Origin of the sequence: Alteraurantiacibacter palmitatis (assembly GCF_037154115.1) — a bacterium.
Taxonomy (GTDB): Bacteria; Pseudomonadota; Alphaproteobacteria; order Sphingomonadales; family Sphingomonadaceae; genus Alteraurantiacibacter; species Alteraurantiacibacter palmitatis.
On the sequence record NZ_JBANRO010000002.1, the window covers coordinates 101,106 to 124,600 of the forward strand.

The 23,495-nt window shown below is 63.9% G+C and carries 25 protein-coding genes; 12 read left to right on the forward strand and 13 right to left on the reverse strand.

Going from position 1 to position 23,495, the window contains the following annotated elements:
- Positions 1–42: 42 nt before the first annotated feature.
- Positions 43–1,359, forward strand: a complete 1,317-nt coding sequence (locus WFP44_RS02530) for a radical SAM protein (RefSeq protein WP_336924782.1) — start codon at positions 43–45, stop codon at positions 1,357–1,359.
- 68 nt (positions 1,360–1,427) lie between these two features.
- On the opposite strand, the gene WFP44_RS02535 is transcribed toward WFP44_RS02530, so the two are convergent.
- The 5 genes from WFP44_RS02535 to WFP44_RS02555 form a co-directional block, all read right to left on the reverse strand.
- Positions 1,428–2,282 (reverse strand): class III extradiol dioxygenase family protein, encoded by an 855-nt coding sequence (locus WFP44_RS02535; RefSeq protein WP_336924783.1) that lies wholly within the window; start codon positions 2,280–2,282, stop codon positions 1,428–1,430.
- The gene (locus WFP44_RS02540; RefSeq protein WP_336924784.1) at positions 2,279–2,698 is read right to left on the reverse strand and encodes a protocatechuate 4,5-dioxygenase subunit alpha; all 420 of its coding nucleotides are present in this window, start codon (positions 2,696–2,698) and stop codon (positions 2,279–2,281) included. Before WFP44_RS02540 ends, WFP44_RS02535 begins: the two co-directional genes overlap by 4 nt.
- A 95-nt stretch (positions 2,699–2,793) precedes the next feature.
- The gene (locus WFP44_RS02545; protein WP_336924785.1) at positions 2,794–3,252 is read right to left on the reverse strand and encodes a response regulator; all 459 of its coding nucleotides are present in this window, start codon (positions 3,250–3,252) and stop codon (positions 2,794–2,796) included.
- A 79-nt stretch (positions 3,253–3,331) separates the two neighbouring features.
- A complete protein-coding gene (locus tag WFP44_RS02550; protein ID WP_336924786.1) occupies positions 3,332–3,757 on the reverse strand; it encodes an MAPEG family protein in 426 nt (141 codons plus the stop codon).
- A gap of 64 nt (positions 3,758–3,821) precedes the next feature.
- Positions 3,822–4,784, reverse strand: a complete 963-nt coding sequence (locus tag WFP44_RS02555; RefSeq protein ID WP_336924787.1) for a threonine ammonia-lyase — start codon at positions 4,782–4,784, stop codon at positions 3,822–3,824.
- Positions 4,785–4,904: 120 nt separating this feature from the next.
- On the opposite strand from WFP44_RS02555, the gene WFP44_RS02560 reads away from it, so the two are divergent.
- Positions 4,905–5,972 (forward strand): 1,9-bis(guanidino)-5-aza-nonane synthase, encoded by a 1,068-nt coding sequence (locus WFP44_RS02560; RefSeq protein WP_336924788.1) that lies wholly within the window; start codon positions 4,905–4,907, stop codon positions 5,970–5,972.
- Positions 5,973–5,978: 6 nt separating this feature from the next.
- Here WFP44_RS02560 and WFP44_RS02565 read toward each other — a convergent pair whose 3' ends face one another.
- Positions 5,979–6,926: a DUF3137 domain-containing protein gene (locus tag WFP44_RS02565; RefSeq protein WP_336924789.1), complete on the reverse strand. Its 948-nt coding sequence runs from the start codon at positions 6,924–6,926 to the stop codon at positions 5,979–5,981.
- 81 nt (positions 6,927–7,007) lie between these two features.
- Between WFP44_RS02565 and WFP44_RS02570 the strand changes: the two genes are divergently transcribed.
- The 3 genes from WFP44_RS02570 (at position 7,008) to WFP44_RS02580 (ending at position 9,849) form a co-directional block, all read left to right on the forward strand.
- The gene (locus WFP44_RS02570; RefSeq protein WP_336924790.1) at positions 7,008–7,559 is read left to right on the forward strand and encodes a LemA family protein; all 552 of its coding nucleotides are present in this window, start codon (positions 7,008–7,010) and stop codon (positions 7,557–7,559) included.
- A 168-nt stretch (positions 7,560–7,727) separates the two neighbouring features.
- A complete protein-coding gene (locus WFP44_RS02575; protein ID WP_336924791.1) occupies positions 7,728–8,930 on the forward strand; it encodes a type III PLP-dependent enzyme in 1,203 nt (400 codons plus the stop codon).
- Positions 8,931–9,033: 103 nt separating this feature from the next.
- Positions 9,034–9,849, forward strand: a complete 816-nt coding sequence (locus WFP44_RS02580) for a universal stress protein (protein ID WP_336924792.1) — start codon at positions 9,034–9,036, stop codon at positions 9,847–9,849.
- Positions 9,850–9,913: 64 nt separating this feature from the next.
- Here the strand turns inward: WFP44_RS02580 and WFP44_RS02585 are convergent, their stop codons facing one another.
- The 3 genes from WFP44_RS02585 to murI all read right to left on the reverse strand — a co-directional run bounded on the left by WFP44_RS02585 (position 9,914) and on the right by murI (position 12,713).
- On the reverse strand, positions 9,914–10,456 hold the full coding sequence (locus WFP44_RS02585) for a hypothetical protein (protein ID WP_336924793.1): 543 nt from the start codon (positions 10,454–10,456) through the stop codon (positions 9,914–9,916).
- 120 nt (positions 10,457–10,576) lie between these two features.
- The gene (hemA, locus tag WFP44_RS02590) at positions 10,577–11,797 is read right to left on the reverse strand and encodes a 5-aminolevulinate synthase (protein ID WP_336925030.1); all 1,221 of its coding nucleotides are present in this window, start codon (positions 11,795–11,797) and stop codon (positions 10,577–10,579) included.
- Between the two features lie 106 nt (positions 11,798–11,903).
- Positions 11,904–12,713, reverse strand: coding sequence for a glutamate racemase (murI, locus tag WFP44_RS02595; RefSeq protein WP_336925031.1), 810 nt, complete (start codon positions 12,711–12,713; stop codon positions 11,904–11,906).
- An 88-nt stretch (positions 12,714–12,801) separates the two neighbouring features.
- Between murI and plsY the strand changes: the two genes are divergently transcribed.
- From plsY to WFP44_RS02610, 3 genes are read left to right on the forward strand one after another with little or no spacing between them, the layout of a single operon-like run.
- Positions 12,802–13,383 carry a glycerol-3-phosphate 1-O-acyltransferase PlsY gene (plsY, locus tag WFP44_RS02600; RefSeq protein ID WP_336924794.1) on the forward strand — a complete coding sequence of 194 codons (582 nt, stop codon included), beginning with the start codon at positions 12,802–12,804 and terminating at the stop codon, positions 13,381–13,383.
- Positions 13,380–14,516: a DNA-processing protein DprA gene (dprA, locus tag WFP44_RS02605; protein ID WP_336924795.1), complete on the forward strand. Its 1,137-nt coding sequence runs from the start codon at positions 13,380–13,382 to the stop codon at positions 14,514–14,516. Before plsY ends, dprA begins: the two co-directional genes overlap by 4 nt.
- A gap of 26 nt (positions 14,517–14,542) precedes the next feature.
- Positions 14,543–15,247 (forward strand): hypothetical protein, encoded by a 705-nt coding sequence (locus WFP44_RS02610; RefSeq protein WP_336924796.1) that lies wholly within the window; start codon positions 14,543–14,545, stop codon positions 15,245–15,247.
- 4 nt (positions 15,248–15,251) lie between these two features.
- Here WFP44_RS02610 and WFP44_RS02615 read toward each other — a convergent pair whose 3' ends face one another.
- Positions 15,252–15,767, reverse strand: coding sequence for a hypothetical protein (locus WFP44_RS02615; protein ID WP_336924797.1), 516 nt, complete (start codon positions 15,765–15,767; stop codon positions 15,252–15,254).
- Between the two features lie 97 nt (positions 15,768–15,864).
- Here WFP44_RS02615 and topA point away from each other — a divergent pair, with 97 nt between their 5' ends.
- The 4 genes from topA to WFP44_RS02635 are packed head-to-tail and all read left to right on the forward strand — an operon-like array spanning position 15,865 to position 20,963.
- Complete coding sequence (gene topA, locus WFP44_RS02620) at positions 15,865–18,498, forward strand: type I DNA topoisomerase (protein ID WP_336924798.1); 2,634 nt, start codon at positions 15,865–15,867, stop codon at positions 18,496–18,498.
- A gap of 23 nt (positions 18,499–18,521) precedes the next feature.
- Positions 18,522–18,704, forward strand: a complete 183-nt coding sequence (locus tag WFP44_RS02625; protein WP_336924799.1) for a hypothetical protein — start codon at positions 18,522–18,524, stop codon at positions 18,702–18,704.
- A gap of 30 nt (positions 18,705–18,734) precedes the next feature.
- On the forward strand, positions 18,735–19,520 hold the full coding sequence (locus WFP44_RS02630) for a bestrophin-like domain (RefSeq protein WP_336924800.1): 786 nt from the start codon (positions 18,735–18,737) through the stop codon (positions 19,518–19,520).
- 60 nt (positions 19,521–19,580) lie between these two features.
- On the forward strand, positions 19,581–20,963 hold the full coding sequence (locus WFP44_RS02635) for an MFS transporter (protein WP_336924801.1): 1,383 nt from the start codon (positions 19,581–19,583) through the stop codon (positions 20,961–20,963).
- Here the strand turns inward: WFP44_RS02635 and era are convergent.
- Genes era through lepB form a run of 3 tightly spaced genes read right to left on the reverse strand, consistent with a single transcriptional unit; the run spans position 20,960 to position 23,390 of the window.
- Positions 20,960–21,868, reverse strand: a complete 909-nt coding sequence (era, locus tag WFP44_RS02640; protein WP_336924802.1) for a GTPase Era — start codon at positions 21,866–21,868, stop codon at positions 20,960–20,962. The genes WFP44_RS02635 and era overlap by 4 nt on opposite strands.
- On the reverse strand, positions 21,865–22,536 hold the full coding sequence (gene rnc, locus WFP44_RS02645; protein WP_336924803.1) for a ribonuclease III: 672 nt from the start codon (positions 22,534–22,536) through the stop codon (positions 21,865–21,867). The genes era and rnc overlap by 4 nt, the downstream gene beginning before the upstream one ends.
- Positions 22,533–23,390 (reverse strand): signal peptidase I, encoded by an 858-nt coding sequence (gene lepB / locus WFP44_RS02650; RefSeq protein ID WP_336924804.1) that lies wholly within the window; start codon positions 23,388–23,390, stop codon positions 22,533–22,535. Before lepB ends, rnc begins: the two co-directional genes overlap by 4 nt.
- Positions 23,391–23,495 lie beyond the last annotated feature (105 nt).

The following is a 23,495-nucleotide window of genomic DNA, read 5'->3' on the forward strand; positions in this document are numbered from 1 at the left end:
CAAGGCAATGAATCGCACATCCCGACGCGGCATCAAATGCCCATGTGGCCCTATCATCCCGATCTGCTTGCAACGCCAGTTCCGCGTTACACCAGCTTTCCCACGGCGGCTGAATTCGCACCGGACATCGGCGCAGCGCGCCATGCCGAGGCGATCAGCACGGCGACCGGCGATATCTCGCTGTATGTCCACATTCCCTTTTGCGAGAAGATTTGCTGGTATTGCGGCTGCAATACCGCCGCCGCCAACCGCGCAGGCAGGCTGGCGAGCTATCTTGAAGCGCTGCACCGCGAAATTCAGCTGGTGGCAAAGCTATTGCCGGCAGGCACGCGGGTGCGACGCGTGGCGTTTGGCGGGGGCAGCCCCAATGCCATTTCCCCCATCGATTTCGTGCGGCTTTTTGATGAACTGATGCTCAATTTCCCGCTGCACGATCCGCTGATCTCGGTCGAGCTGGATCCGCGCACGCTGGGCCGCGAATGGGCGAGCGTGTTCGGCGCGATCGGCGCCAGCCATGCCAGTCTGGGCGTGCAGACCTTCGCCCCGCATCTTCAGGAAGCCATCGGGCGGGTGCAGCCCCGCCAGATGATTGCCGATGCGGTGGACTTGCTGCGCGATTGCGGGATCACCTCGCTCAATTTCGATCTTATGTATGGCCTGCCGGGGCAAAGCCTTGCCGATCTGGCGGACACGCTGGACGAGGCGGCGGGATTTGGCGCAAACCGCATCGCGCTGTTCGGTTATGCTCATGTGCCGCATCTGCTGCCGCGGCAGCGCCGCATTGACGATAGCGCGCTGCCGGGCCCCGCATTGCGTTTTGCCATGGCGAGCGAGGGGCATCAGCAATTGGTGGAGGCTGGCTATACATCGGTCGGTTTTGACCACTTCGCGCTGCCCGGCGATCCGCTGGCGCAGGCAATGGAAGCGGGCACGCTGCGGCGCAATTTCCAGGGCTTTACCGATGATCAGGCCCCGGTGCTGATCGGTCTTGGCGCATCGGCCATCTCCTCCTTTCCCGATCTGCTGGTGCAGAACGAGAAGAATGCCGGCCGTTACCGCATGATGCTCAGCCAGGGCGTGTTGCCCACCGGGCCGGGCAAGGAACGCAGCGTGGATGATCGTCGCCGGGGCGCGGTGATCGAGGAACTGCTTTGCCGGGGTCGCGCGCGCGTGGCCGCTGATCTGCTCGGCAGCGCGGCCGAAGGCCTTCGCCCCTATCTGGAGCCGGGCCTGGCGCGCATCGAGAGCGGCAATATTCTGGTGATTGCGCATCACGCACTGCCCTATGCGCGCAGCATCGCGGCGGCTTTCGATCCCTATCGCCAGCACAGCCCGCGCCGGTTCAGTTCCGCCGTCTGAGCCCGTAACCAGAAAGGCCGGACAGGTTGCGAAACCTGCCCGGCCGTCTCGCCATCACGATGCGGGGTTCAGGCGAGAACCTTGTCGCTGTTTTCCAGCAGCACCGTGGCCGCCGCCGTGTTGGAAATGGGCACGTGGTAATTGCTGGCGAGTTCGCGCACCGAACCGCGCAGCGCCCCGCGTGCGGCAATCCAGTTGAGGATCTCCACGCCCTGGCTGCCCGCCAGTTCCACAATGTCCAGCGTATCGTGCTGCAACAGGGCTTCGGGATCGGGGGCCAGATTGCGCAGGCAGAACTTGTCGTAATCCACATTGATATGGCCCGCCCGTTCGCCTTCCAGCTGGTGCGACAGGCCGCCCGTCCCGAAAATGACAATCTTTTCAGGTCCGCCCCAGCTTTCGATCGCGCGGCCCACAGCCTTGCCCAGTTCATAGCAGCGCCTGGGGCTGGGCAGGGGATGCTGTACGGTGTTGATGGCGATGGGCACCAGCTTCACCGGGAAAGCGTCATCTCCCGGCCAGCACAGCTCGAACGGCACAGCCACCGCGTGATCCACCGCCATCGACTGGCAGGTCACGGGATCGAATTCGGACGCCACCACCTGTTCGATGATGTGCCACGACAAATCGGGCGCGCCTTCATAGGGGCGACCAAAGGCAATGCCCCAGCCTTCATCCTCGTGCCGGTATTGCGGCGCTGCCCCGATGGCAAAGGTGGGCATCTTGTCGAGGAAGAAGTTGAGGCCGTGGTCGTTGTAGAACACCACCGCCACCTCAGGCTGTTCGGCTGCAAGCCATTGATGCACCGGCTTGAACCCGTCGAAAAACGGCTTCCAATACGGATCGTCCTGCAGATTCTGCGCGATTGCCTTGCCGATGCCGGGGACGTGGCTTGTAAAAATGCCGCCGCAAATCTGGCTCATGCCGCAATCCTCCGCTTGGCGAGGGCCGGGGACACGCGCGTTTCGGTGACCGCGTGGGAAAGCAATGCGGCCTTGAAATCGTCGAGCGTCATGCCCGTTTGCAGCGCGCCCAGATCCTGCACGTTGAGGCCAAGGATTCCGGCCAACTTGGCGAGGTAATAGACATTCCCGCCCGCATCCAGCATCGCCAACACATCGCGGCGGCGCACCGCCTCGCGCTGCTGCGGCGTCAGATGGAAATGCTCCATATAGGCTTCTTCATCCGCGGCGAAGGCCTGCCGGTTCTGCGCGCTGTTGAAGGAATAACACATGGCGTTGAGAGCGTAGCCATCCTGCGCGGCGTCCCCATCGAACACCATCGTGCCGGGAATGGCGCGCTTGCCTTCAGCGGCCAGTCGGGAAAAGGGCGGCATCATCCTGCTCCATCCAGATTGCGATGGGGTGGAATTGCCGCAAGCCTTGCACGGAGTCGTTGCGCTGGATCAAACCCGGCGCAAGGGCGCCTCGCAGGTCAGAGATAGACCTTGCGCACCTGCCCTTCGCGGTGGTGGTGCAACTGGAACTCGGCCCATTGTTCCAACTGCCGGTGCTTGGGCCGCTCGCTGCGCGACCGCAGGATAGTGTTGACGCGCCAGACCAGCACCTTGGGGTGAACGGGCTTGCGGATATAATCCTGCGCGCCTGCGTGATAGGAACGCCGCTCGTCCGCCTCGCCATCCACGCTGGTGAACATGATTACCGGCAGATCGTAGAAATCGGGCGAATGGCGCAGCGCGCGCAGGAAACCTGAACCGCGTTCGCCCGGCAGGTTCTCGTCGAGCAGGAGCAGGTCGGGTCGCCGCCATTGCAGCAGCTTGCGCGCTTCTTCTGCCGTGGAGACAAAGCCGCAGGCATGGCCGGCGGATATCAGTATCTCGCTCGCCAGTTCGGCCACCAGATCGTCGTCATCAACCACAAGGATGTGGGCCATTGTGCAGCTCCGTTTCGGGGGCTGCGATGTAACAGCGCCGCAGAAACGGCGGCCTCAACCGCTCCCTCGGGATTTCTGCCTAGCCAATTGTGACCAGAAGCGCGCGGATCGCCAGCGCCAGCAGCACGAAACTGCTGATGGTGAACAGCGTGATGCGCACCGGAATTGTGTTGACCAGCGCCTGCCACAGCGAATGCACCACGCGCAGCGCGACATAGGCCCAGGCCAGCCACACATCAGTCTGCGTGAAACCTGCCAGCGCCAGGATCAGCACCGTGGCATAGAAGATGGTCGGCTGTTCCATCAGATGGTTGTAATTATGCGCCTTCCACTGGATTTCGGCGGGCAGAACGCCGTCCAGATCAGCCCCGCGTCCGCCGCGTTGGCGTTCGGGCGGCAGCTTGAGCTTGGCGAGGGCAGGCAGACGCGTGCTCGCCATCCAGATCAGCATGACAAGCGACCAAACGACCAGCATGGCGGCCGGTGCAAGCATTTGATGTCCCATGATTGTATCCCTCGCAATTGAGAGGTGCAGGCTGACCTTGATAAATTAGATTGTCAATTGAAACCTAATCTGGACGCAGCACGGCCGCAAAATCGGCCGGATCGGTATTGCCGCCGCTGGCAATGATCACCGTATCGCTGTCGGCCTCTGCCTTGTGTGCCAGCACGGCGGCCAGCGCGACCGCGCCGCCCGGTTCCAGCACCAGTCTGAGGCGCGCGAAGGCAAAACGCTGCGCAACGCGGATTTCGGCCTCGGTCACACTCAGGCCAAAGGCGCAGCGGCGCTTCAGCACGGCGAAGTTGATTGGGGCGGTGGCGAAGGTCTGCAAGGCGTCGCAGGCAGTCGGTGGCGGGTTGGGGCCGACCGACTCGATGGTGCCGCTGGCCAGCGACCGGCCCACATCGTCCCAGCCTTCCGGTTCCACCGGGATTATCTCGGCATCGGGGCAGGCCAGCGCCAGACCAGCGGTCAACCCGCCACCGCCGCAGCACACGATCAGGCGCGAAGGCTGGCGGCCCAGTTGCGCGGCGATCTCGATCCCGGCGCTGCCTTGCCCTTCGATCACCCACGGATCGGCAAAGGCGTGGACATAGGCTGCGCCCTGTTCGGTGGCCAAGGCCTGCGCAATGTCTTCGCGGTTTTCGCGCATCCGGTCGTAAGTGATGACCTCTGCGCCCAATTCGCGCGTCCGTTCCAGCTTCAGGCGCGGCGCATCGGCGGGCATGACGATGGCGGCCTTTATGCCCAACCGGCGCGCGGCCCAAGCCACCCCTTGCGCGTGATTGCCGCTGGATACCGCCACCACCCCGCGGGCGCGCTGCTCGTCCGAAAGGTCGGTCAAGCGGTGCCACGCACCCCTGATCTTGAACGCACCCACGGGTTGCAGACATTCCGCCTTCAGCCAGAAGCTGCGCCCCTCATGCTCCACCGGCAAGAGCGGGGTCGGGGCCAGGATTTGCGCCATTTTCGCCGCAGCGCGGGCCACGCCTGCCGCATCGGGGTTTCGCATGGGAGTTTGTGCCGTCATAAGCCTGTACGAATTACCTGTTTACGCAAGGTGCGCCATCCCTTATCGGGCGCGCCCTTCTATCGGGAACCCTCGCGTCGCGGGGGCGACGGCCCGGCCCTGAAGCACTGGAGAATGACGATGAGTGACACAGCGAAAAGCGTCTCTGGCAACAGCAACCGCAAGGCAGAGCTGCTGTCCACCACGGTCGAGCATATCGACATCACCAGCTTCGATGCCCGCCCCATCATCGATGCGATGGGCAAGATGAGCTTCACCAGCCGCGATCTGGCGCGCGCCACGCGCATCTACAACCAGATGCTGGAAGACAAGGACTGCACGATCTTCCTCGTTATCGCCGGTTCCACCAGCGCGGGCGGCTGCATGGATCTGTATGCCGAACTGATCCGTTCCAACATGGTGGATTGCGTGGTCGCCACCGGGGCCACCATCGTCGACATGGATTTCTTCGAAGGGTTGGGCCACAAGCATTATCAGGCGCTGGAAGTGCCCGATGATGACACGCTGCGCAGCCTGTATATCGACCGCATCTACGACACCTATATCGATGAAGAGCAGTTGCAGGACTGCGACTTCACGATCAACAAGATCGCCAACGAGCTGGAGCCCAAGGCATATTCCAGCCGCGCCTTCATCCGCGAAATGGGCAAGTATCTGGCCCAGCACGGCAAGAAGGAAAACAGCCTCGTCAAGCTGGCTTACGAGCATGATGTGCCGATCTTCTGCCCGGCTTTTGTCGACAGCTCGGCCGGGTTCGGTCTGGTCAAGCATCAGGTCGACCGCATGAAGGAAGGCAAGCCTTACATGATGATCGACGCGATCGCGGATTTCCGCGAACTGACCGACATCAAGATTAAGGCGGGCGAATCCGGCCTGCTGATGGTGGGTGGCGGCGTGCCCAAGAACTTCATTCAGGACACCGTCGTGTGCGCGGAAATCCTGGGCCATGAAGATGTGGCGGTGCACAAATACGCGGTGCAGATCACCGTGGCCGATGTGCGCGACGGGGCGTGTTCGTCCTCCACGCTGCAGGAAGCGGCGAGCTGGGGCAAGGTGAATACCGGCATCGAACAGATGGTGTTTGCCGAGGCCGGTTCGGTGATGCCGCTGCTGGCATCGGATGCCTGGCACCGCCAAAAGGATCGCACCCGCACCCCGCGCCGGTGGGCCAAGCTGTTTGCGGATTGAGGCGGTCTAGCGTCGGTCGGCCTCGCTCACTGACGCCGCCAGATCGGCCATCGCCATGAATTGTGCCACGCAGGCCGCAACCATTTCCCGGTCGCGGCCTGCGTCCATCTGGCCGCTTTCGAACATATTCCTGACCTCCAGCACCACGGTCACCTCACCTTCGTGAAACAGGGTGCGGATCTTGCTGCCGGAAAAGGCGGCCTCCAGCGCGATCATCTTTTCGACATAGCCGGGATGGACAAGATAACGGGCCTCCACCTGATCGGTGGAATAGACGGTGAACTGGTCCTCGAAACCGGGATGCACCATATCGGCCTTGTCGAGAATGAGGCCGGAGATTTCCAGCCGGTCCTTCTCGCCAAATAAACCGAATTTCTTGTGCTTGCCCGATCGTTCCACCAGCGTCACCCCGTGGAATCTCCGGCCTGCCGCAATCGTCATCACCGGCCCGCGAAACACGGTGACATAATGGCTGTTCTTCCCGCTTTGCCGCTTCTGTTCCAGATGCGCCTCGTGCAGGGTGAAGGCACGGGTGCCGATCTGCCCCCACCATTTGTCCTCGAATTTGGCGCGGCTATAGCCCGGCAGCATCCTGAACAGCTTTGCGCGATCAAAGCCCGCACCCGGTTCGCAGTCGTGCGAATAGGTGAGGCCCAGTGCGGCGGCGAGTGCGGAATTGATCCCTTCCTTGGTCTGCCGGATCGCCTTTGCCTTCGGAGCATAGATCCACACGCCCGATGCAATCCCCGCCAGGGCGATCAGCCAGATCTTCACCTCGATATCCCAACCCGGCCCGAACAGCAGGAACGCCGCCAGCGGCAGCACCACAAAGGCCGCCTTGACCAACCGTCCGTTGCTCTCCTCGCGCGCGGCCGCGCGAACCTGTGCCTGTGCGGTGAGCCATTCGCCCAGCTCGCCAGACATCAGCGCGTCGATATCCGGCCGCTCGATCATTCACTTGCCCCCCAATGCCCCTTTGCGCCTTGCCGACATTGATGGCACAATGCAGGCCTGCGGGGAAAGAGCGGGGGTCACATGGAACTGGTTATCGGCATTGCTGTGCTGGTCGTGCTGGGCGGGGTGCTGATCGGCATCTACAACCGGCTGGTGGCGCTCAGGCAAAACGTGAATCAGGGCGTGGCCGATATCGACGCACAGTTGCGACAGCGACACGATCTGATCCCCAATCTGGTTAGCACGGTGCAGGGTTATGCCGCGCATGAGGCAGGCACGCTGCAAGCGGTGATCGAGGCGCGCAACGCAGCGGCATCCGGCTCGCCCAATTCCGCGAACGAGGCGCAATTGCGCGTGGCGCTGGACAAGCTCCTGGCACTGGGGGAAGCCTATCCCGACCTCAAGGCCAGCGCCAATTTCCAGCAATTGCAGCTGGAACTGGCCGATGTGGAGGACAAGCTGGCCGCCGCGCGCCGCGCGCTGAATGCAGCAGTCTCGCGTTACAACACCGGCATCGAGTCGTTTCCGGCGGTGCTGTTTGCGGGTATGCTGGGCTTTGCCAAGGCGGATTTCCACCGGCTGGACGATAGCGAACAGGGCGTGGTCGACGCGGTTCCTGCTGTAAAGTTTTGACGCGATAACAACGCGATGCGAAACGAATTGCAGATGTGACACGTTTCGTTCTTGCATCGTTAATCTATCCCCTTATATGCCGCCCTCCTGCTGCCCCATGGGGACTTCCAAACCGCAAGGCAGCTTTGTTGTCTAACCGGCCTCGCGGCCAATTGGGGGTCCCTTGAGTTGCACAATTTCCCAGACGCACGGGCGTTAGCGCGCACCCTTTCGCCGGACGACGCTGTCATCCTCAACCGCCCGCACGCAGCGGCGCGGGCAGCGTACTTCTTTGCCCAGAAGTTTCCCGGCACGGCGATGTATGCGGTGAAGGCCAACCCTTCGCCCGATCTCATCCGCATCCTGTGGGACAATGGCATCACGCATTACGACGTCGCTTCGATTGGCGAGGTGCGCATGGTGCGCGAGACTTTGCCGCAGGCGAAGCTGTGCTTCATGCACCCGGTCAAGACCGCCGGTGCCATCCGCGAGGCCTATTTCCAGCACGGCGTGAAAACCTTCAGCCTCGACACTCCTGAGGAGCTGGCGAAGATCGTGGAAGCCACCACCAACGAAGCGGGGGAGGCTGCGGCTGATCTGCAATTGCTGGTGCGCCTGCGAGTCTCCTCCGAACATTCGGAGCTGTCGTTGGCTGCCAAGTTTGGCGTGGATCTGGCCGATGCTGCCCCGCTTTTGCAGGCGACCCGCCAGCATTGCGACGCGCTGGGCATCTGTTTCCATGTCGGCAGCCAGGCGATGACGCCCTTTGCCTATGTTCAAGCGCTGGAACGCGTGCGCGCGGCGATTGCCGAGGCAGCGGTGACGGTGGACATCGTGGATGTGGGCGGGGGCTTCCCGTCCTCCTATCCGGGCATGGAGCCGCCGCCGCTGGAAGATTACTTCGCGCAGATCCACCGCCATTTCGAAATGCTGCCGATTTCCTATTCGGCGGAACTGTGGGCGGAACCGGGCCGCGCATTGTGCGCCGAATATTCCTCCATCGTCGTGAAGGTGGAAAAGCGGCGCGGCGACGAGCTGTATATCAATGACGGCGCCTATGGCGCGCTGTTCGATGCTGCCCATGTCGACTGGCGCTTTCCGGTGCGCGCGCTGGAAGACGATTTGTCGCAGCCCGAAGCCGAATTCGCCTTTTACGGCCCCACTTGCGACGATGCCGATTACATGAAGGGCCCCTTCCTGCTGCCGGCGGATATCCAGGCGGGCGATTACATCGAAATCGGTATGCTGGGCGCATACGGGGCCGCGATGAGCACGCGCTTCAACGGCTTTGGCGCAACGCGCGCTTTCGTGGTGGAGGACGAGCCGATGGCCAGCCTCTATCGCGGCGACCGGGTGCGCCCGGCCAGCGATAATGTGGTGAGCCTGCGATAAACTGGCTTCAGGGCTTTTCGGTGCCTCTGGGTGCCGGAAAGCCTTTACGTGCCGCCTGCCTGACCCCTAGGTTCACGCCGGGGGTGAAGGCAGGAGTTTTCCGATGAGTGAACCGATCCTGGTGGCGACCGATTTTGGCGCACGCAACGACCGCGCGGTGGACCGGGCGCTGCAACTTGGCCATCAGTTGGGCCGCCCGGTGGTGCTGGGTCATGTGATCGCCGGTCAAGCCAAGGAGGTGGAGGGTCAGGCGCTCCACGCCATGGTGCGGGGTTGCCTGCCCGATCCCGATGCGGCGGTGGATTTCGCCTTTTGCCACGGCAGCAAGGTCGGCGTGGCGCTGGCCGCATTGGCGCAGGACAGGCGCGCGGCGATGATCGTCATGGGCGTGGCGCGTTTCCATTCGATCGGCGATTATGTGCTGGGCACCGCGGTGGACCATGTCCTGCGCAATGGCGATGCGCCGGTGCTGGTGGTGAAGCAGCGGCCGCATTCCCCTTATCGCAAGATTGGCGTGGCGAGCGATTTTTCCGATATTTCGCGCGATGCGCTGCTGCGGGCCGCCGCGCTTTTTCCGGAAGCCGAACTGCATCTCATTCACGCCTACCGCGTGCCCTTTGCCGGATGGCAGAAGGCCGAGCAGGTGAAGGATCAGGTCTATGAGGCCGAGGCAAAGGTCTTGGACGCGTTTCTGGCCAATCTGCCCATGCCCGTCACCGCGCGCCTCACCACGCATATGGCTTATGGCGCCTTGCCCAAGGCGATCGGCCAGGTGATTGCGGAGAAGGGTATCGATCTGCTCGTGCTCGGTTCCCACGGCGAAAGCGGGTTCCGCCATGCCACGCTGGGCAGTCAGGCTATCGAATTGCTGCGCACCTCTGCCATTGACACCATGGTGATCCGGCCGGCGCAGAAGTAGCGCGCCGCATCGTAAAGCGGGGCCGTACGGCGTGTCCGGCCCCGCCTCGATCGCGTGTGCGGCGTCAGTCGAAAATGCTCTGCCCCAGCGATTCGCGCACGGTGGATTCGTGCAGGATGCCCTGGCTCGGCACTTCGGGCTTGAACAATTCGTGGCAGGCGAGGCAATTCTGGACAAGCCGATCGCCGATCGCGCGCCAGGCTTCCTGATCGGTGGAGCGCGCCTCCACCAGCGGCAGCGCATCCTGACCGATCCTGGTCAGCTCATCCGAGTGGCGAATCCATTCCGCCTCCGCCGTCCACTGTGCATCGAACTCACCATTGCCCGGCACCTTGGACACCTGCCCGCCAATGATCATGTCGTAGACCGCGCCGCGCACCTGATCCCAATCGTGATCATCCTTGGGCAGATCGCCGTTGCCTACGGCCCAGATATAATCGGCAGACTGGTCGATCATGCCGACCATGGCGGCATTGATGCTGACCGGCAGGCTGGTGAGGCCGGCTTGCGCCGTATCGGCCGCTGGTGCTTCGGACGCCTGCTGGCAACCCGCCAGAATGGCAAGCGCAAAAGGCAAGACGGCAAGGCGTGAAATGGAAATGGACATCTGATTTCTCCCCCGCTGCATCGAGGCCCACCCTGTGCAGCAAGAGGAAGCATAACCGCAGTCCCGCCCGCTTCAATTGACGCAGGTCAGTTTGGCGGGGCTTTGGTGCAGGGGGAGCAATCAGGCCGCGCGGCGCAGTTCCAGATCCATCCGTTCCCAGATTTCGACGAGGGCGGCGGTGAGCTCGTCCATCATCTCCACCGTGTGCGACGGGCCGGGCGTGAAGCGCAGCCGTTCCGTTCCGCGCGGCACGGTGGGGAAATTGATCGGCTGCACATAGACGCCGTATTCGGCCAGCAGGATATCGCTGATCTTCTTGGCGCGCACCGGATCGCCCACCATCAGCGGCACGATATGCGTGGTGCTTTCCATTACCGGCAGGCCGGCATCGGCAAAGGCGCGCTTCAGATAGGCGGCGGCGGCCTGCTGGCCCTCCCGCTCCACGCTGGAGGCCTTGAGGTGGCGCACCGAGGCGAGCACGCCCGCCACCAGAACGGGGCTGAGCGAGGTGGTGAAAATGAAGCCGGGGGCATAGGATCGGATGCAGTCGATCACCTTGCGGCTGGCCGCGACATAGCCACCCATCACGCCAAACGCCTTGCCCAGCGTGCCTTCGATCAGGTCGATGCGGTGTGCTGCACCGTCGCGTTCGGAAATGCCGCCGCCGCGCGCGCCATACATACCCACCGCGTGCACTTCGTCGATATAGGTGAGAGCGTTATATTTTTCCGCCAGGTCGCAGATCGCGTGGATCGGCGCGACATCGCCATCCATCGAATACACGCTTTCGAATGCGATCAGCTTGGGGCAATCGGGGTCTTCGGCGGCCAGCAGCTCTTCCAGATGGGCCACATCGTTGTGCCGCCAGATGCGCTTTTCGCAGCCCGAATTGCGGATGCCGGCAATCATGCTGGCATGGTTCAATTCATCCGAGAAGATCACGCAGCCCGGCAGCAGCTTGGCGAGCGTCGACAGCGTCGCATCGTTCGAGACATAGCCGCTGGTGAACAGCAGCGCGGCTTCCTTGCCGTGCAGGTCAGCCAGTTCGGCTTCCAGCTCGACATGGTAATGCGTGTTGCCACCGATATTGCGCGTGCCGCCGCTGCCTGCGCCGACATCGTGGAGCGCCTCTTCCATGGCGGCCACAACCTTGGGATGCTGGCCCATGGCGAGGTAATCGTTGCTGCACCACACGGTGATGGGTTTGGGCCCGTTATGCCCGGCAAAGCAGCGCGCATTGGGGAATGCACCCTTGTTGCGCAAAATGTCGATGAACACGCGATAGCGGCCTTCGGCGTGCAGCCGGTCGATCGCCTGGTCGAAGATGTGATCGTAGTTCAGCGTCTTCATCCGCATTGCGCTGCTGTCAGACTCGCAGCTGGTGATGGGGGCGGACTTAGTCAAATCCGCGCCCGAATTAAAGCGCTGTGTTTGCGAATGGCTCGCATCAAAGCGGCAGGATTCGGCCGATTCCGTAGGGCGCGAACGCTTTGAGAAGAGCCGGGTTATCGCTTGCGTCGCCTGTAACAATGGCAAAATCCTGATCCTGCCCAGCCGCAGGACCATTCCACGGCTGGCCCTGTGTCAGATAAGCCACGCGCCGGGCAATACCTTGCGCTCCGTCAATAAATCGCACTTTCGGGCCGAAGGCGGCGGAGAGTTCGGGTTCGAGCAGTGGGAAATGGGTGCAGGCGAGGACCACGGTGTCGATTTCTTCCCCGCGCGGCTGGCTGAGCAGGCCTTGGGCGGCGCGGGTAAAGACAGCAGGATCGGGGGTATGCCCGCGCAGTTTCTGCTCCGCCGCGCTCACCAGTTCGGGCGCGGCATGACGCAGCAGCAGCTTGCCCGCAGCAAATTCCGCCTCCAGCCGATCGACATAGGCCTGCCGGATGGTCGCCGCGGTGCCCAGCAGGCCGATCACGCCGGTCTGCGTCATTTCGGCGGCGGGCTTGATCGCGGGCACGGTGCCCACCACCGGCACTTCCAGCACATCGCGCACCATGCCCAGTGCAATCGTGCTGGCGGTGTTGCAGGCAATGCAGATCAGGCGCGGGTGATACCGTTCGGCCAGTCGGCCCAGCAGGCCGCAGACACGCGCGGCAATTTCCGCCTCGCTCTTGTCGCCATAGGGGAGCGCCGCCCTGTCCGCGACATAGATTATCCTTGCCCGTGGCAGCGCCTTGCGCACTTCGGCCAGCACACTGAGGCCGCCAACGCCCGAATCGAAGATCAGGATGGGGGCGGATGGGTCGGTAATGGATGCGTTCCTTGGGGCACGATATTGAAGCTCGCTCGCCTTTTACTTAGGGTTGGGCAAAAGGGAAGCGGGGCTCTAAACATTGGCGATGGACTGGATTCTCGCAGCTTTGCTGGGTTACGCCCTTGGCTCGATACCCTTTGGCCTGTTGCTGGCGCTGGCAAGCGGGCAGGGCGATATCCGCAAGATTGGCAGCGGCAATATCGGCGCCACCAATGTGCTGCGCACCGGCAAGAAGGGGCTGGCCGCAGCTACCCTGCTGCTCGATCTGGGCAAGGGGCTGGCGGCGGTGCTGCTGGCGTGGCGTTTCCTGCCCGAAGTGGCGGGCTTCGCCGCATTGGGCGCGGTGGTGGGGCATTGCTTTCCCGTCTGGCTGAAATTCAAGGGCGGTAAGGGCGTGGCGACCTTGGCGGGCGTGTGCTTTGGCCTCGCCTGGCAGATCGGGCTTGCCTATGCGCTGGTGTGGATTGGCGTGCTGGCAGTAACGCGGATTTCCTCGGCTGGCGGGATGAGCGCGGCCGTGGCGGCACCTGTTGCGGCGGCGCTGCTGGGACGCATGGAACTGGTGCCGGTGCTTGCCGCGCTGGCCGTGCTGGTGATCTGGCTGCACCGCGAAAACCTTGCCCGCCTGCGCGCAGGCACGGAACCGCGCATCGGCGGCGCAAAATGAATGTCGAGGCGCCGCGCAGGCCGTCGCTGACGCAGGAGGAGGCGTTTGCCCGCATCCGCCTGCTGCGATCCCCGCATATCGGCCCGGTCAGTTATCGCCAGCTTTTGCGTCGCTTTGGCACCGCTGCTGCCGCGCTTGATGCTCTGCCCGATCTGGCAGGGCGCGGCACCCGCACATACCGCGCCGCGCCTGCCGATGTGGTGGAGCGCGAGGTGGAGGGCGTGCGCCGGGCTGGTGCGCGCTATCTGTTTCACGATCAGGCCGATTACCCGCCCATGCTGGCCCAGACGGAAAACGCGCCCCCTATCCTGACGATGCGCGGCCATATCGCGCTGGCTGCGGCGCCCTGCGTGGCGCTGGTAGGCGCGCGCAATGCAAGCGCGGCGGCGGTGAAGCTGGCGCGCGATTTCGGCGGCGAACTGGCGGAGGCAGGCTTTACCGTCGTATCGGGCCTTGCCCGCGGGATTGACGGCGGCGCGCATCAGGGCGCGCTGGCGGCGGGCAAAGGCGGAAATGGCGGCGGCACGATTGGCGTGATCGCCAGCGGCATCGACATCACCTATCCCCCGCAGCACCGCGATTTGCAGGAGGAGGTGGCGACGCGCGGCCTGTTGCTCGCCGAAGAAGTGCCGGGGACCGAACCGCGCGGAAATCTGTTCCCCAAGCGCAACCGCATCATCGCCGGGCTTTCGCTCGGCACGCTGGTGGTGGAGGCCGCGCCGCAATCGGGCAGTCTCATCACCGCGCGGCTGGCGGGCGAAATGGGGCGCGAGGTGATGGCGATCCCCGGCAGCCCGCTGGAACCGCGCAGCGAAGGGTGCAACCGCCTGATCCGTGAAGGCGCGGTGCTGGTGCATTCACCCGCCGATGTGGTCGAATTGCTGAGCCGTTTTGACGGCACCCCGCGCTCCACCTTCCGCGAAGCCGCGCCGGGGTGGCAGGCTGTTGATGACGAATTGGCCGATGAACCGGCGGATATTGCGGGCCTGCTCACCACCGCGCCCGTGCCGGTGGATGAACTGGTGCGGCAAAGCGGGGCGGCATCGGGCGCGGTGCAACTGGCGCTGCTGGAACTGGAACTGGCGGGCCGCCTGGTGCGCCATGCGGGCGGGCGGGTGTCGTTGAATTCGTGAGGGCAGGGGCAGGCAAGGGGGGTAGAATGGCTGATATTCAGATACGTGTCCGGTTAAGCGACCTGTTCGGCGCCCTGAGTGACCGCCTTTCGGCCAACCGCCGCGCGGTGCTGACCTATCTGGCGCTCTTCATTCCCGCCAGCGCCATCGCCAGCGGGCTGGATGCCAGCCTTGATCTTGGCGGGGGCGGATCCGGCACGGCGGACAGTTTCGGGTATTACCGCGACAACGGCTTGATCGGCCTGATCGTGCTGATCGCCAGCGTGGCGGCGCAATGCTGGCTGTTCGGGCAGATGCTGGGCAAGGCGGATATGTCGGGCCGTTATCTGGGCTTTCTGGGCCTCGCCATTGTCAGCTTTTTGGGCGTTGGCGTGGCGACGGTGTTCTTCGTTATTCCCGGCCTGTTTCTGGGCGCGCGCTGGCTGATCGCTCCGGCGATCTATGTCGATCAGGGGCGCGGCGTGTTCGATGCGCTGGGCGAAAGCTGGCACCGCACGCGCGGCAATACCGGCCCGGTGATGCTGGCGCTGTTTCTGGTGCTGGTGATGATCGTGCTGGCGTCGGGCGCCTTGGCTACCCTGTTCCCCTTTGCCGAGCGCGGTGGGCCGCTGGGATATCTCGCGGAAGCCGTGGTGAGCGAGGTGTTCAGCATTGCCCTCCTCACGCTGTCGGTCGCCACCTATGGATTGCTGAGCGGGCAGGGCGAAGAGCTGGCGAGCGTGTTCGACTGACCGCTCAGCAATCCGCGTCGCACAGTCGCGTCGCACGCAGGAACCCCTCGGCCCAGCTGCGGTCGCCACGGTAACTGTCGCGGAAAGCCACCTGCTTCACATACAACGCGTCCTGCCCGGCAATCGCCAGCACGGTCATCGTCTCGCGCCCGCCGGTTACCGGACTTTGCGGGCAATCGGCGCTGAAGATGCGCGCGGGGCCGCCATGCCCGCTGGCGCTTTCCACCGGCGTCATGCGGGCGGCAGGGCAGGATTGGCGCAGCGATTGGCGAAATCCTTCGATGAACCGTTCGACCGGCGGATTGGCAATGGCGAAGCGCTGCGTGGTGATGATCGCGCTCCAGTTCTGCACCGCTTCGCCGGCGGGCACTTCCTCGCGGATGGACTGGGTGGCATTTGCCGCCTCGTGCCCCAGTTCGAACCCGGCGACCGGCGGCGATACCAGCCTTTCCTGCGCCGCAACGCCCGCAGGAAAGCTAATCAGGCTGAGGACGAGGCCAAGAAAAGGCAGCTTTTTCATCAGCCGAACTTACAGACCCATTGACGCGCCCACAAGCCGCGCATCACCATCGCGCACATACGCATACGTACACGTGTAAGGATCATCTTCTTTCGCCATGCAGCTTGTCATCGTCGAATCGCCGGCCAAGGCCAAAACCATCGAGAAGTATCTGGGGGGCGACTTCAAGGTGCTCGCCTCTTACGGCCATATCCGTGACCTGCCCGCCAAGGATGGCAGCGTGCGCCCGGATGAAGGCTTTGCCATGGACTGGGAAGTCTATGCCGAAAAGCGCAACCGCGATCAGGTGAAGGCGATTGCCGACGCGGCGAAGAAATCCGACCGCCTTATCCTCGCCACCGACCCCGACCGCGAGGGGGAGGCGATTTCATGGCATCTGCGCGAGCTGCTCGCCCAGAAGAAGGCGCTGCCGAAAAAAGTGGAACGCGTCACCTTCAACGCCATCACCAAGCAGGCCGTGACCGAGGCGATGAAGGCGCCGCGCGATCTCGATACCGATCTGATCGACGCCTACCTTGCCCGCCGCGCGCTCGATTACCTGTTCGGCTTCACGCTCAGCCCGGTGTTGTGGCGCAAGCTGCCCGGCGCGAAAAGCGCCGGCCGCGTGCAGAGCGTGGCGCTGCGCCTGATCGTGGATCGGGAGCGCGAGATCGAGGCATTCCGGCCGCAGGAATACTGGTCTGTCAGCGTCTTGATGGAGCATGACGGGACCGCGTTCACTGCACGGCTGGTGAAGTTTGATGGCGAGAAGATCGACCGGCTGACCATCGCCGAGGAAGGCACCGCGATGCGCGCCAAGGCGGCGGTGGAAGCGGGTCGCTTCACCGTGGAGGAGGTCGAGACCAAGCCGCTGAAGCGCAACCCCGCGCCGCCCTTCACCACCTCCACCCTGCAACAGGAAGCCGCGCGCAAGCTGGGCTATTCCGCCAGCCACACGATGCGGCTTGCCCAGTCGCTCTATGAAGCGGGCGCAATCACCTATATGCGCACCGACGGGGTGCAGATGGATGCGGGCGCGATTTCCGCCTGCCGCAAGGCGATTGCGGAACGGTTCGATGCGCATTTCCTGCCCGACAAGCCGCGCTTCTACGCCAGCAAGGCCAAGAACGCGCAGGAAGCGCACGAAGCGATACGCCCCACCGATTTTGCCCGCGAGCGCGCCGGATCGGGTGACGAGGCCAAGCTGTATGACCTCATCTTCAAGCGCGCGATGGCCAGCCAGATGGCAGGCGCCCTGCTCGAACGCACAACGGTTGCCCTGCGTGACCCTACCGGGCGGCATGAACTGCGCGCCACCGGGCAGGTGGTGAAGTTTCCCGGCTTCATGGCGGTGTATCAGGAAAGCTTCGACCAGAAGGGCGAGGATGACGAGGATGGCGGCCTGCTGCCGGTGATGCGGCAGGGCGATTGCCCGGCCAAGAAGGCGGTGGACGCGGTGCAGCACTTCACCCAGCCGCCGCCGCGCTTTTCCGAAGCCAGCCTGGTGAAGCGGCTGGAGGAACTCGGGATTGGCCGCCCGTCGACCTATGCCTCCACCATCCAGACCCTGCGCGACCGGGCCTATGTCCGCATGGAGAAAAACCGTTTCTTTGCAGAGGATTCGGGACGACTTCTTACAGCATTTCTGGAACGCTTCTTCCCCCGCTATGTGGCGTATGATTTCACCGCCGGGCTGGAGGATGAGCTGGACGAGGTATCCGGCGGGCGGGCCGAATGGAAAAAGGTGCTCGAAGCCTTCTGGCGCGATTTCAAGCCGAGCAGCGACGAGGTGATGGAGCGCAAACCATCCGAAGTGACCGAGGCGCTTGACGAATTCCTGTCCGATTACCTGTTCCCGCCGCAAGCCGATGGCGGCGATCCGCGCGCCTGCCCCAAGTGCCTGGCGGAGGGGCGCGGTGGCGGGCGGCTTTCGCTGCGTGGCGGGCGTTTCGGTGCCTTTATCGCCTGCTCAAACTACCCCGAATGCGCATTCCGCCGCAAATTCGGCCAGCCGGGCGATGGCGACGGGGCGGATGATGAAAGCATGGGCACCGACCCTGAAACGGGCCTGCCGGTGGAACGCAAGACCGGGCGGTTCGGGCCCTACATCCAATTGGGTGAAGGAAAGGACGCCAAGCGGGCTTCCATCCCCAAGGACATCCCCGAATTCGATCTGGAATGGGCGCTGAAACTGCTCAGCCTGCCGCGCATCATTGGCGATCATCCGGAAACCGGCCTGCCGATCGAAGCGAATATCGGGCGTTACGGCCCCTACCTCAAACATGATGGCAAATATGCCAAGCTGGCCAGCACGCGCGATGTGTTCGAAACCGGCATGAACGCGGCGGTCACTCTGCTGGCCGAAGCCGCCAATCGCGGCCCCGGCGCGCGCAGCGGCACCCGTGCGGAGCCGATCAAGGTGCTGGGCACGCATCCGGTTTCGGGCGGGGAGATGAAAGTAATGCCCGGCCGCTATGGCCCCTATGTCACCGATGGCACGACCAATGCGACCATTCCCAAGGATGTGAAGCCGGAAGATCTGACCGAGGAGCAGGCGGTGGCGCTCATCACCGCGCGGGCAGAAGCAGCCCCGGCCAAGAAGGGAAAGCGCAAGGCGGCGGCGAAGAAACCTGCGGTGAAGCAGGCCCCGTCGAAGAAGGGTGGGGCGAAGAAGGGTGGGGCGAAGAAATCTCCGGCGCCGAAGGTGGCTGCCAAGGCCGCCGAGGTCGATGACGAGGATGTTCCCTTCTGATGGCCCTTCTGATGGCCCTTCTGATGGCAGGTGACCGGTTTGAACGCCACAGGCAAGCCTGGACCGCCGATGAAGCGATCAGACTGCGCACGCGTGCCGGCAAGGGCAAGGGATTGAAGGACATTGCCAGGGCCTTGAACCGCTGCGAGGAATCGACGAAAGATCTTGCCAAGCTGGGCAGCATCGCCATCGCCAGAATGCGGTAGCTGCACCGATCGGGCGCGGGGGAGGGGGCGATGCTGTTTGCCGGTTCGCCATTATGGCTTGATTTCATCCTGTTGCTTGCCATTGCCGTGGCCGCCTATGAAAGCGGGAGGCTGCTGGGTGTGCGGCTGTTGGGACGCGCGGCTGGGGAGGCGGATGAGGCCGAGGATGCCGCCGATGGCCATGCCCTGTCCGGTGTGTTCGGCCTGCTGGCGCTGCTGCTCGCCTTTTCCTTCGGTATGGCTCTCAACCGTTATGAGGAACGGCGCGAACTGGTTGTGGCCGAGGCCAATGCGTTGTCCACCTTTGCCAGCCGCGTGGAATTGCTGGCCGCAGAGGATCGCACCCCGGTGCGTGAACTGCTGGCGCAGTACGGTCGGTCGCGGCTGGCCTTTGGCGGGGCGACCAACGAAGCGGATGCCAATGCCGCCTATGCCGAGGCTGCGCGAATGCACGCCCGCATCGGCGATCTGGTCTATGCCTCGCTTGCCCGCACGCCGCCCGATCCGCGCGGGCCTTTGCTGATCCAGCCCTTCAATGAAGCGGGAGATATCGCCGCGGAACGCCTTGCCGCACGCGAGGCGCGCCTTCCCGAAGCCGTGCTGTTGCTCTTGTGCATCTTCGCCATCTGCGGCGCGGGTTTGCTGGGGTATAACCGCGCAGCCAGCCAGCGCACCCATCGCCCGGCCGCCTTGCTGTTCCTGACGCTGCTGGCCGTTGCCTTCGTCACCGTGCTTGACCTGGATCGCCCTCGCAGCGGCAGCATCCTCGTCCCGCAACAGGCGATGGAGCGGCAGGTGGCGGAGCTCGTCAGCTAGTGGCCCTGTCGCTGCCAGCTGAGGGTTGAACCGGCGGGCAAAGGCGCGCATGGCCGGGGCATGAGCGTGCCGCCCAAGAATTCCCGGACATTGCGCGACGAACATCCCGGCCTGCCCATGCCGCGCCGGGCCTTTGCCATCGTGGCGATCAGTTTCGGCACTGCACTGCTGGTGCTGGACGGGACGATTGCCAATGTGGCGCTGCCCACAATCGCGGCAGACCTTGGCGTGTCCAACGCGGCCGTTACCAATGTGGTGACGGTGTATCAGCTGGTGCTGGTGATGCTGCTGCTGCCGTTTTCCAGCCTGGGTGACAGGCTGGGCCACCGGCGGCTGTATCAGGCCGGGCAGGTGGTGTTCATGCTGGCATCGGCGGCGTGCTTCTTTGCGGCCAGCCTGCCGGTGCTGCTGGTGCTGCGGGCGTTGCAGGCGGTGGGCGCAGCCATGGCCTTGAGCGTTTCGGCGGGCATGATGCGGCAGATTTATCCTTCCGCACGCCTCGGCACGGGGTTGGGGGTGAACAGCGTGATAGTCGCCTCCTCCAGCGCGCTGGCGCCCACGCTGGGCGGGTGGATCGTGGGCCATGTGGATTGGCACTGGGTCTTTGTCGCCGCCGCGCCGCTGGCGGTCGTGTCGCTGCTGCTGGGGCAGGCGCTGCCCGATCCGGTGCGGCAGGATCGCAAGACCGACTGGACCAGTTCGGCATGGAGCGCGGCGACGATGCTCCTCATCATTGGCGGGCTGCAGGTGGGTACGCACGGCAATCCCGTTCTGGGCCTTGCGCTGGGGCTGGCGGGAGTCGCCTCGCTTCTGTCGCTGGTGCGGCGCGAACGGCGGCAGACGGCGCCCGTCCTGCCGGTGGATCTGCTGGCAAAGCCCGCCATCGGCCTGTCCGCTCTGGCAGGCATGGCCAGCTTCATCGCAGCCGGGATGCTGATGCTCAGCCTGCCTTTCCGGCTGCAAGTGGGAATGGGCCTCAATCCGGAAACGGTGGGGATGCTGCTGCTCCCCTTTCCGCTCACCATGCTGGTCGTCTCGCCGCTGTCAGGCTGGCTGAGCGACCGGATCGCGGCGACCAAGCTGGGGGTGACGGGGATGGGCATCGCGATTGTGGGCCTCTTGCTGATGGCAACAATGCCCGATGACGCAAGCCATGCCGGCATCGCGGCGCGGCTTTCCTTCACCGCGCTGGGCTTCGGCCTGTTCTTTGCGCCCAATACGCGCCTGCTGATCGGCCGTTCCCCGCGTGACCGGGCAGCGGCGGCGGGGGGCCTGCAATCCACGGCGCGCCTGCTGGGGCAGACGCTGGCCGCGGTGGTGGTGGGGATATTGCTGGCCGGCGACATGGGGATGGGGCCGGTGCCGATGCTGCTCGCCTGCGCGCTGGCGGTGGTGGCGGCACTGTGCAGCCTGACGCGGTATCGGCTGCGGGATGCGGGTTAGCGCACCCAGTCCAGCCCCATTTCCTCGTATATCTCGCGCCTGTCGGCCCAGTTTTCGTCCACCTTTACGTGGAGGTAGAGGTGAACTGGCACGCCGAGAATGGCGGACAATTCAGTTCGCGCCGCTTCGCCAATGGCTTTCAGGCGGCTGCCGCCCTTGCCCAGCACGATGCCCTTCTGGCTGTCGCGCGCGATCACGATCTGCTGGTGGATTTCCACGCTGCCATCGCGGCGCTGCTCGTATTTCTCGTGCCGCACCGCGCTGTCATAGGGCAATTCCTCGTGCAGCTGCTTGTAAAGCTGTTCGCGCGTGACTTCGGCGGCCAGCAGACGTTCCGATGCGTCAGAGACCTGATCTTCGGGGTAATGCCAGGGGCCATCGGGCATCAGCTGTGCCAGATGCGCCTTCAGTTCGGGAACGCCGTCGCCCGTCAGCGCCGAGACAAAGAACACCTCGGCAAAATCGACCAGCGCGGAAAACTCCTGCGCCAGTTCGAGCAGTTTCTCCTTCGCGCTCACATCTACCTTGTTGAGCACGAGGATCTTGCGTTCGGGCCGGTCTTTCAGCGCGCCCAGCAGCGGCATCAATTCGTGCCGGCGTTGTTTCACCGGATCGACCACCAACAGCACCGCATCGGCCGCCTGCGCGCCTTCCCATGCAGCGTTGACCATGGCGCGGTCGAGCCGCCGTTTGGGCTCGAAAATGCCGGGCGTATCGACCAGGATGATCTGCGCCGCGCCTTCCAGGGCAATGCCCATCAGCCGGGCGCGCGTGGTCTGCGCCTTGGCCGATGTGATCGCCACCTTCTGCCCCACCAGCTGGTTCACCAGCGTGGATTTGCCCGCATTGGGCGCGCCGATCACGGCGACAAGACCGCATTTGGTTTCGCCATCGGGGGAAGTCATCCAAATTTCTCCATGAAAAGCCGCGCGGCCTCGGCCTCGGCCTCGCGCTTGCTGCTGGCAATGGCATCCACCGCGCCGACATTGTGAACGGTGACGCGCACGGTAAAGCGCGCCGCGTGATCGGGGCCGGATCGGCCGATAACTTCATATTGCGGCGGGCGGCGCTGGTTGCCGGCGGCCCATTCCTGCAACGCGCTCTTGGGATGCTTGGAACGGCCCGCATGGCCTTCCACCGCATCCGCCCAGAACTGGCGAACCCGTTCGCGCGTGGCGTCAAACCCGTTTTCCAGAAAGCTGGCGCCCAGCAGCGCCTCCATGATGTCGCCCAGCACATTGTCGCTGTCCGCTGCGCCATCGTCGCGCGCCTGCTTGCCCAGCCGCAAATGCTCGCGCACGCCGATTGCGCGGGCGATGTCGGCGCAGGACTGGCGGCTGACCAGCGCGTTCAACCGCTGTGCCAGCGATCCTTCCTGCCCGGTGGAATGGTGATAGAGCCAATCTGCAATCACGAGGCCCAGAACCCGATCGCCCAGAAACTCCAGCCGCTCGTAATCGCGCGCATCGCCGGTGCTGCCATGGGTTAGCGCTTCGAACCAGATGGCTTCGTTGCGAATGGCAAAGCCAAGCCCTTCCAGCCATGTGCGCGTCGCGGGGTCGAGCTTGCTCATATACCCCGGAACAGGCGGTTCCAGCGCGCGGCGGTGAACCAGGTCCACGGCTTCACCCATTCGGCATTGCCATCGGTGGACCAGTACATGAAGCTGGCGCGGGCCACGACATTGTCCTCAGGCACAAGGCCGATGCCGCGTTGCGCTTCGGCCGGGAAGCGGCTGTCGAGCGAGTTGTCGCGGTTGTCACCCATCATGAACAGATGGCCTTCGGGTATGGTGATGGGCGGGGTAACATCCTGCGGCTCCAACCCGAAATCGAGCACATTGTAGCTGACCCCGCCGGGCAGCGTCTCGCGGAATTGCGGATAGCGGCAGGCATAGCTGCCATCGGGCAATTGCTCCGTGAACCGCACGCGGGCGCAGCGGCCATCGGGGCGGATCGGCAGGACGAAATCCTCGACCTGCTCAAACCCCACCGGATTGCCGTTGATATGCACCACGCCGTTGACCATCTGCACCGTCTCGCCCGGCAGGCCGATCACGCGCTTGATGTAATCGGTGCCGTCGATAGGGTGTTCAAAAATCACCACATCGCCGCGTTCGGGTGTGCTGGCAAAGATCCGGCCGGGTATCAGCGGCGCGTTGAACGGCAGCGAGCGGCTGGAATAGCCATAGGGCCATTTGGCGGCAAACAGGTAATCCCCGACCAACAGGCGCGGCATCATGCTTTCGCTGGGGATGTTGAAGCTGGTGAACACGAAACTGCGGAAAATCAGCACGATGATGATGAGTTTCACGCAGAACCACAGGAAGCTGCCTTCCTCCTTCACCGGCTTTTCCGGTATGGCGGATGCGGCGGCGGGTGCGGGGCTTGCGCCGGGTTCTTCGATTTCGCGGATATGGTCGTTCATGAGCCAAGGGTCTTGTTGGCAGGCGCTGCCAAGGTCAAGAAAAATGGCGACGGAGGCCTTGCTTTGATCGACCAGCGGTCTAGCCCTGTTGCACTGCAACAGGCA